Source organism: Pseudomonas sp. GW823-FHT02C02, from assembly GCF_058797635.1.
This window is the reverse complement of sequence record NZ_JBXAJV010000007.1, coordinates 365744-374076: the sequence shown is the minus strand read 5'-3', so window position 1 is coordinate 374076 and position 8333 is coordinate 365744. Positions and strand designations below refer to the sequence as shown.

General features: G+C 53.5%; 5 protein-coding genes. 1 reads left to right on the top strand and 4 read right to left on the bottom strand.

Features of this window, described 5'->3' with window-relative positions; genetic code table 11:
• Positions 1 to 1095: immunoglobulin-like domain-containing protein (locus AC1ROI_RS15675; protein ID WP_492573980.1), on the top strand; the 1095-nt coding region annotated here is incomplete at its 5' end.
• Positions 1096 to 1590: 495 nt separating this feature from the next.
• Here AC1ROI_RS15675 and AC1ROI_RS15670 read toward each other — a convergent pair.
• The 4 genes from AC1ROI_RS15670 to AC1ROI_RS15655 all read right to left on the bottom strand — a co-directional run bounded on the left by AC1ROI_RS15670 (position 1591) and on the right by AC1ROI_RS15655 (position 8097).
• On the bottom strand, positions 1591 to 3888 hold the full coding sequence (locus AC1ROI_RS15670; protein ID WP_102594257.1) for an autotransporter outer membrane beta-barrel domain-containing protein: 2298 nt from the start codon (positions 3886 to 3888) through the stop codon (positions 1591 to 1593).
• A gap of 188 nt (positions 3889 to 4076) precedes the next feature.
• Complete coding sequence (locus AC1ROI_RS15665; protein WP_256580151.1) at positions 4077 to 5378, bottom strand: hypothetical protein; 1302 nt, start codon at positions 5376 to 5378, stop codon at positions 4077 to 4079.
• A gap of 50 nt (positions 5379 to 5428) precedes the next feature.
• Entirely contained in the window at positions 5429 to 6001 is a 573-nt protein-coding gene (locus AC1ROI_RS15660; RefSeq protein ID WP_256580150.1) for a hypothetical protein, read from the bottom strand.
• Between the two features lie 146 nt (positions 6002 to 6147).
• On the bottom strand, positions 6148 to 8097 hold the full coding sequence (locus AC1ROI_RS15655) for a hypothetical protein (RefSeq protein ID WP_077749128.1): 1950 nt from the start codon (positions 8095 to 8097) through the stop codon (positions 6148 to 6150).
• Positions 8098 to 8333 lie beyond the last annotated feature (236 nt).

Here is an 8333-nt window from a genome sequence, read left to right as displayed (position 1 = left end):
GCCCAGGGTGGCATCACCTTCGACCGGTCGGTGACCGTCACTGGCAAGGCCAGTCCCAACCAGAAAGTCCGCTTGCTTGATGGCACCACGTCACTGGGGGAACCTACCGCCAATGGTTCGGGTGTCTGGACTCAGGTGGTAAGTGCATTGACCGTCAAGGCTTACAGCCTCAAGGCGCTGGCGCTGTATGGCGAAGGCGAAGAGTCCGCTCCACCGTTCACGTTTACCGTGGCGGTGGAGGTCAAACCGACCATTGATTCAGTCAAAGGCTCGCCAAGCGGGGTCGAAATTCCCAATGGCGGTACAACATTGGAGACCAGTGTGTCGCTGACCGGCACGGCCAGCAAAGGTCAGAAGGTCCAGGTACTCGACGGCACCATATCGAAGGGGGAGCCCACCGCCAGTACAACGACGGGAATCTGGTACTTGCTGGTGACAGGGTTGAGTGTGGCGTCTCACAGCTTCACCGCTAAAGCGTTGTATGGCAGTGGACAGTCCTCCACGCCAGCGCGTAGCCTCACAGTAGCAACACCATTAACAATTAATACTAGTCAGATGAACCTAAATGGGCTCTCAGTAAAAATCCCAAATTGGCCGAAAACTGGACAAGATTCTATTGGCAATACTGATGTTCGCCTGGCTCAAGGTGGAAAGACTCCCTATTATTATTATTCAAGTAATGAGGCCGTTGCCTCCGTGACACAAACGGGCAAAGTCACTGGCAACAGTATCGGCAATGCCACAATTTTCGTTCGAGACGCATCGCTTCAATTGGTAAGTTATCCAATATCAGTGAGAAACATATATCAACTGCGATCTAATGATTCATATTTAACGCACGCTCAGGCCGTTTCCTGGATGAGCTCCTTCGGCAATGCATTGCCGGCTGGCCAAGCCCTCAATGACATGCAACGAGTGTATGGCCAAAAATTACCTACCGCCCGAAATTATTGGCTTTGTGAAGTGGGTGGATGCCTTCCGGTTCAGGGTTATCAAACATACGCTTTCTACAATATAGATCATATGGATCAACGTTGCGCATCCGACGTCGACCAACGCTGGCGATTCGGGGCATGGTGTATTCAACCTTTATAGTCTTATAAACCTGACGAGTACAAAAGCGCACCTCATTAACTTCTTCCATCATGGGAGAGCGAATAAGGTTTTGAATGTGATAAGCGAAGGGGAAATATTTATTTCCACAATCGTGATTAAAGACTAGTTAAAGCGCCGAATCTATTTACGCGCCTTCACCTGCATGACTGATGTGAACTTAACCAGGATCAGGCGCGACTGGTCCTGATGAACGCTGTGTCGGGTCACCGCCGTTTCCGGAGTCACCACTCGACTCGAACCATCGGGCGGCGCTTCTCGGGGTGTGGCATGACAAGGTGCGCAGTTACGATGGAAGCTGGTGCGGGGCGGGCAGTCGATTACCCTGGCGCTACCGTTGTTGCTGAAGGTGAAGCGGATTGAGGATGGAGATTCGTGGTTGCCGAGACAGGTGATTGCCGGTCAGACGGGTCAATAAAAAACGCCGCTTACCCAATAGGAGAAGCGGCGTTTCAGTCTTGCAAGACTACTATTCCCTTACCAGTTAACCCTCACCCCAAAGTTAACCCCCCACGGCTTCTCAATGTGCTCGCCCTTTTCATAATCAAAATCAACGTGCGCCTGCATCCCCTCGGAGAAAGCCACTGCCAACCCCGCCCCGAAATCGGTACGGTAGCCCGACAGGTCGTTGTTAAACACATTGTTGTTCACTTGCACTTTGTTATTTTTGGCGAACTCGTAACCCGCCGCGGCACTGATATAAGGCTGTACCACCTTGCCGCTGCCGAAGTCGAAATTGCGCCCGAAGGTGCTGCCGACCTTGCCCAGCATCGAGCGGGCCCGATCACCGTCGGCGTCCATGCCGTTGTCCAGGTTGTAATGCTTGCCCTGGATCACGACGGACGAGAATCGGGTAAACGGTTCGATGAAGTAGCCATCGCCGAACTTGATGTGTCGGCCGAATTCGGCCCAGCCGCCGAGGCCGGAGTTGTCGTAGTCGCCTTTGGCACGGGAACCGTCGCTCAGGCCGACTTTTGACTCGTTGCGGAAGTGGTTGAACTTGAGCGCGGCATCGAAGTAGTAACCGGAATCGGCATCGAGCCAAGTTGCGTAAGGCCCGACGTAGTAGCTGTCGACGGTGCCGGAAGTGCCGTAATCAAGATTCAGCCTGGAGTTGCTGTACCCCGCCATCACCCCCATAAACCATTGGCTCTCACCCAGTCTCGCATCAGCGCCCAGGGAAAAACCTTGCTGGGTTTGCTGATAAGCCACACCCGAGCCGTCAGCCACATTGTATTGGCTGCCGTAAGTACGCACCCAGGCACCCGACTTGCCGCCGTTGAATCGAAGCTCACCCATGCGACTGCGTAGGGATGCGTCTTCGCCGGTGGCCACAGTGATCGCTGTATTGAACAGGGCCAATACCGAACGCGCGCCCGGGCTGACGGTTTCGGTAGCAGGGTCCAGATACCAGTCGGTGGCCCCGCTTTCGTCCATCGTGCTTTTCAGCGAATAGGACCAGGTTCCCAGGTCCGCCCTGCCACTGATCAGCGAGAATTGCGCATCACCCGCCGCCGTATGCACGAGGTTCAATTGCCCGGGAGACACGGCATCCAGCCCAGAGGCCGCAACCAACAGACCGAACTGCCCAGTGGCCACACCGGTCACGTTCAGGAAATCGTGATGGCCGGTGGCAAAGTTGCCTTTCATCGCAAATACATTGGCGCCGGTGCCTGAGGCCGCAAGTGTTCCGACGTTCAACTGGTAGAACGTGTCCGGGGCATCGGGCGAACCGAAGCTGACTGTACCGCCATTCATGGCCAATGCGCCGACGGTGTCGTTGCGGGTCAGGGTCCAGTTGGAGCCGCTGTTGATGGTCACACCGTCGACCTTATCCAGGCTGCCGGTGAACCGTGAATTGTTTTGCAGGTTGACCGTGGCCGAGGAGGCGTCATCGACGAGCACGACATCACCGGTGAAATGGCCCTGATCGAAGGTGAGGTTCGCTACGCTGCTGCCATCTATATTCACGTTGCCTTGAAGCGCACTGTTGGCGACGGTCATGGCGGCGGTAGAGGCGCCTTGCACATCAAGCAGGATGTTGTTTCCGGCAAGCAGACTGGCACCGTTCGAGAGACGGATAGTGGCATTTGTGCCTCTCTCGACCAGAACCGCGGAGCCGTTGACACCCTGTACGATGGCATTATCCAGTGTAAGGGCACGAGCACCTACATTGGCGGAATCGTTGACCATCCGCACACCTGTCGCCTGCCCGGTGATATGCGTCCCGGCAGAGGCATCCACTTCACCGCCCAGAATGTTCACACCAATGCCGTCGCCTGCCGAGCCGGTGACTTGCGTATTGATCAACGACAATTTGCTCAGCCCCGTGACCTGGGCACCAGCTACTTCACCCTTGATCTGGCTATTGGAAACGGTCACGTCCGATCCGCCGGCCGCGACACTGGAACGGTTTACGGCCAGCCCGATGTCTTCGCTGGTCACATTGGCCCGATCGATAGTGCCTCGACTGCTGGTGACTACAACGCCTTCAGCGCCGCTACTGCCGACAATGCTCGCGCCGTTGATATTCAACGTTGAGCCAGATTGCACAGTGATCGATCGGGTACTGGCGCCATTGACGTTCAACACGCCATTGTTACGCACCAGATAGTCGATCGACGTTGTCGATGAGTCGATATCCAGTGTCGTTCCGTCGACGATGGTTGCCGCCTGTGCACCCGTGCCGGACAAAGAAAAGACCGGCATGAACACCAGTACGCCCAGCGCGCGTTTTCGAATAACCCTGACGGGGAGCTCGCCAAATACTTTCATAATTTATCCACCTCCAACTCATAATAAAAAGTGCGCAAATACATTTGCGTGAAAAAATTGAGCGCGGAAGGTAAAGGAACGCCCCCTAAAAAAATGTAGGAAATATCCGAAATCACATAGCGAATATTTCCATAACTTCCCTCACTAAAAAAAACCGGAAGGTTTTTACACCTTCCGGGCTTTTTCACTTAAATCGGACAAGGCGTTCCAGTCCCCCCTACCATATGCACTCTAACGAAGTGACTGGAAGTTACGTCCCGCCCATCGATCTCGACGACGTAACTGATTTCCCCCCATGCGCTCTGTGTTGCAAGAAGCTCCTGGTAGCGGACTTTTATAATAAAACCGTCGTCAACCTCCTGATCGCTCGGAGAATAGTTAAATTCGTACTTGGTACCCGGCTTTACTGTAGTCCCCGCAGAATCGCTATACCCTTGATAAGTACAGGCCAATGTTTTCCCCTTCAATTCCGGCTCTCCACCTGCGACCAGTGCTTCAGCACATTTGCCAAGCACTGCATCGGCTCGCAAAGATTGGCAATTGAGTAGAGTCAAATCTGGATCCATATGTTGAAACCTTACTTCGGGCGCAACACCCGGACGAATATAAACATCAACGTCCTGAGGCAACGAAAACTCCTCATTTTCGTTAAGGTCCGGATTGGTTAGTTTGTAACTTACCGGAAGCGGATTGCCATTTCCTCCTTCATCCACAACTTCCCACTCAACAGTCCATTCCAAATCATCCGTTTCCGTTCCATCCAGTTCAATGACGCCGCCCTGTGCTGCTGTCACCTCAACACCCTTCCAGATCAGTGTCGCAACGTCTCCGTCCTTGACGCCATCAAAAACCTGCGCAGTGACTGAAACCGTCTGATCTTTGTCGTCTTCTGTCAGTACATTCGGGCCATTACCTCCTTGTCCTTGAACAGTCACCAGATCAAGGTCCGGATTGGGATTCTCCTCCCCTTCACCGGGCCCCGGTCTGCGGAGGTCGACAACAATATTTTTTGTAAGTGGCGTTAATGGGTGACGAACCGTGCCGCGCTTTATCTGATAACTGGTTGTTATTGTTTTTTCGCCAAGGCTATCTTTAGCCAGCGCGCTATAGGGAACATTCACGTAGAAGGGAAAGCCGTTGATCCGCTGTGCGGGCAATAGAATGCCATCTACCGTCACTTCGATCTCATCACGATCCGCGATGTAATTATCGTACTCAGCCAATATCCCGATGCCCAAAGGCATCCGCGCATCGGCCAGATCCACCAGTTTAGGTAGCGTATCATCATCAAACAGCGGAATGTTGGGTGGCAATAATCCCTCTGGCGGATCCGTCAGCGATACGTTCGTTTTCTTGTACGCTGAGGGGAGACTCTTATTACCTTTCCGATCCATCAACGTATACCAGAGTTCTTTTTCACCCTCTTCGGTGCCAACCTGGGCAGCAGTCAAGTTGAAAGTCACCGGCACGGCGGTATCTGTAACAGTCACATTCCCTATCGAAATAGCTCCTGGCAAAGATATGCCAAAGAAAGCTTCGATTACATCCCCGATTTTTTTGTGGCGTATTGAGGGACGGTAACAAGAACAAAACCGTTGGCATCCAGGTAAGGTTTGGTAATGCCGTCTCGCTCAACTTCTGCAGGAAGGGTCACCTCACCGTTCGGCAAGGGAGCCTGCGTATCGATATTAATTACCTCGTGCGCAACTTCATCAGGATTGCCACCATGACTCAGTATATAACTTAACTCATGCGATCCCGATGCATTAGTGAGACCTGCTGGCAACAGCAATTCAAACGCAGTGATGGCGGGATCAATTGGAGTCTCATAATCATATCGGGTACCAACACGACTGCCATTCCAGGTCAAGTTCAAAAACCCTGGTATAGCGTTTTCATCGCCCGCCTGAGCAAATCGGGGGATCAGCACTTTTAGCTGTGCGCCTTGAAGACTGGAATGCAACTGATTTGGCAAATCGTCCGCGGTATCGGGCAACAGGGGATTATCAGCGTGCAGGTAGGGGGGCGCTGCGTCCTCTGTAGGCATACTCTGCCGAACGACAAGATAACGCGCGCGATTCTGTGCGGGATCCAATGGTTTGAAACTGGTCATCTGTATCTTCCTTTCAATTGCTTGATTATCTGACAAAGGACACTACCAGCCCCCGTCAGGACACTTGGAAACTGACCACCCACGCGCGGACTTTAATTCTGATAATCCGACTTAAACAGCGGACAGTATTGCGCTCTTTTAATCGATCAATGTTTAGGCACGTCACTCACGAATGATTCTTCGCAAATATCATTATTCGGCCCGCACAATTGACCACTGGGCATCGTTCTATTGATAATCACAAACTCAGACTTCGACTCACCTTGTCCGCCGTTGCTCTTTCTCAAAAAATATCGGCAAAGTGCTGATCCGCGATCAACCATCGGCGCAACTAACCTTTCATAGTCTGTCACCGATATATCAAAACCATTGCGTGCCTGCTCAAGACTGAGTGTTGTTTCAAATGACTCAGTGACCCCCGGGATGGGGGATGTGCCATTGGGGCCGTAACACCCTTGCCAATGAAGCTCGACAATATCGTCTTTGTCGAACGCGTCGTTACCCTCGATATGCACCCGCACCTGCTCCCACAATCGAGGTCTGGCACAGCAATCAAGCAGGCCTTTTAGCCCGCCATCAGGGAACGTCGGCTCCGGCAAATTCCTGATGATGATGATTGCCACGTTTACCGGAGTCGCTCGGGCCAACTGCACGTTTACCTGGTTGTCGGTGGTGTACCACACCGGTAACGCCGGATTTTCCATGTCTTGCTCGATAGCCGTCCAAGGAATACTGAACTCAATATTTTGCCCGGCGCTGTCGCCATCCTTGACCTCGTACTCAGCGACTGGCGTGCTGATGGCGCCCCAGTACAGGAAGATCTTTTCTCCAGGCTGTGGATTGTCGTACAAGCGCAAGTACCCGTCGGCGGGCTGACCATGATCTATCGTCTGCAGCGTGTTCAGTTGTTTCGAAACAGCGCCATAGATCTCCAGATTCGCCAGCGTGAGGTTCAACATCGCGGGAGCGTCAGCGTGATCCGGACCGGCGACCGTCAAATTGACCGGCACCTGCGTTTCTGGAGCAGGCGGCGTCGGTGTCCCGCCACGACTGATGCGGTAGTCAACACGCGCATCCATCGGCCCGAGCCCGTCAGCCGTCAGTGTCGACCACGGTACAGTTTGGCTGAGCGGAAATTGGGTTGGGTCAACGTCCAGGGGGGCGAGAGCATGACTATTCCACTGGATCAGAACTTTGTCGGAGGCGTCCGGATTGTCATAGGCATCGATTTCGACGGTGACCGCTTTCTGATCGACCGCCCCTTCGCGAGCGTGTTCGCGGTCGATCAACCCTCGCACCGACAATGGCACCCGAGCTGGATCGAGATTGCCAGGGGCCGGCGTCAAGTCGACAAAAACCGGTAACAGGGTCGAGCGTGGCCCACGGTTGCCGGCCCAATCACGTAGCCGGTAATAAAAGTAGCGTTGACCGTGCCCACGACCACGAATATCCGCCGCGTACACGGTAATGATGAGACGACGCTGGTCAATGTCCTGTTGACTGAACTCCTGCTCACGAATGCCAGATTCGGTATCCAGAGGATTGGGGTTGTCCGTCAAATAATAGATTGCGCGATCCCGGGCCTTTAAATCGACATAGAGCGGGACTTGTAATCTGACCTCTCCAAATCGTGTGAGGTAGTCATCGGTGATATCGCCGGGAACATCCAGCATCACCAGCGGCTTTGGCTCCTGACCATCATCCGGCGGCACTCTATCGACCGTGACGCGCTTGGAGAAGGACAGTTCTGCGTTCCCGCCGTAACTGAGTTGGTACGACAGGGAATAAATACCGTGATCCAGCTTGTCCCGAGGGACTTTCAAGGTCTTCTCCCCTGGGTCGGTGAACTCCTCCCTGTACACTTCGGTGAACGAACTGCCTTCCTTTACCCAACTGATAGAGATGATGTAGGGAAACGGATCGACGAGTGCCGTTCTCCAGTTCGGAACGATGACGACCAGGTCATCACTCACTGCACTTCTCGGCAACAGCCCCTCCGGACTCTCTTCGCCGTTCTCGTCCTTGAGGATGGCAGGCACCCTCGGTTGTTCCAGGGTTGGATCCGTTGGATCAGCCCGGTTTTGAGAAATCGGCATTGCTGACTTCCTCTTAAGACTTTGTCGACGTTCTCTCACGCTCAGTACGTATTCAGCGTGTCAGGTATTTGTTGCTCTGAAGTGATTTAACGGCACTGCGCACAGACTGGCTACTGTCAGAAATAACAGGTTTCGCTACCGTTCGTCGGCGATTGACACCTCGTAGGGGGGGCGCCGCTATTTATTTGGAGGAGGAAATAAACGGCGGTGTTTAAAAGACATTTCAAGACACTCAC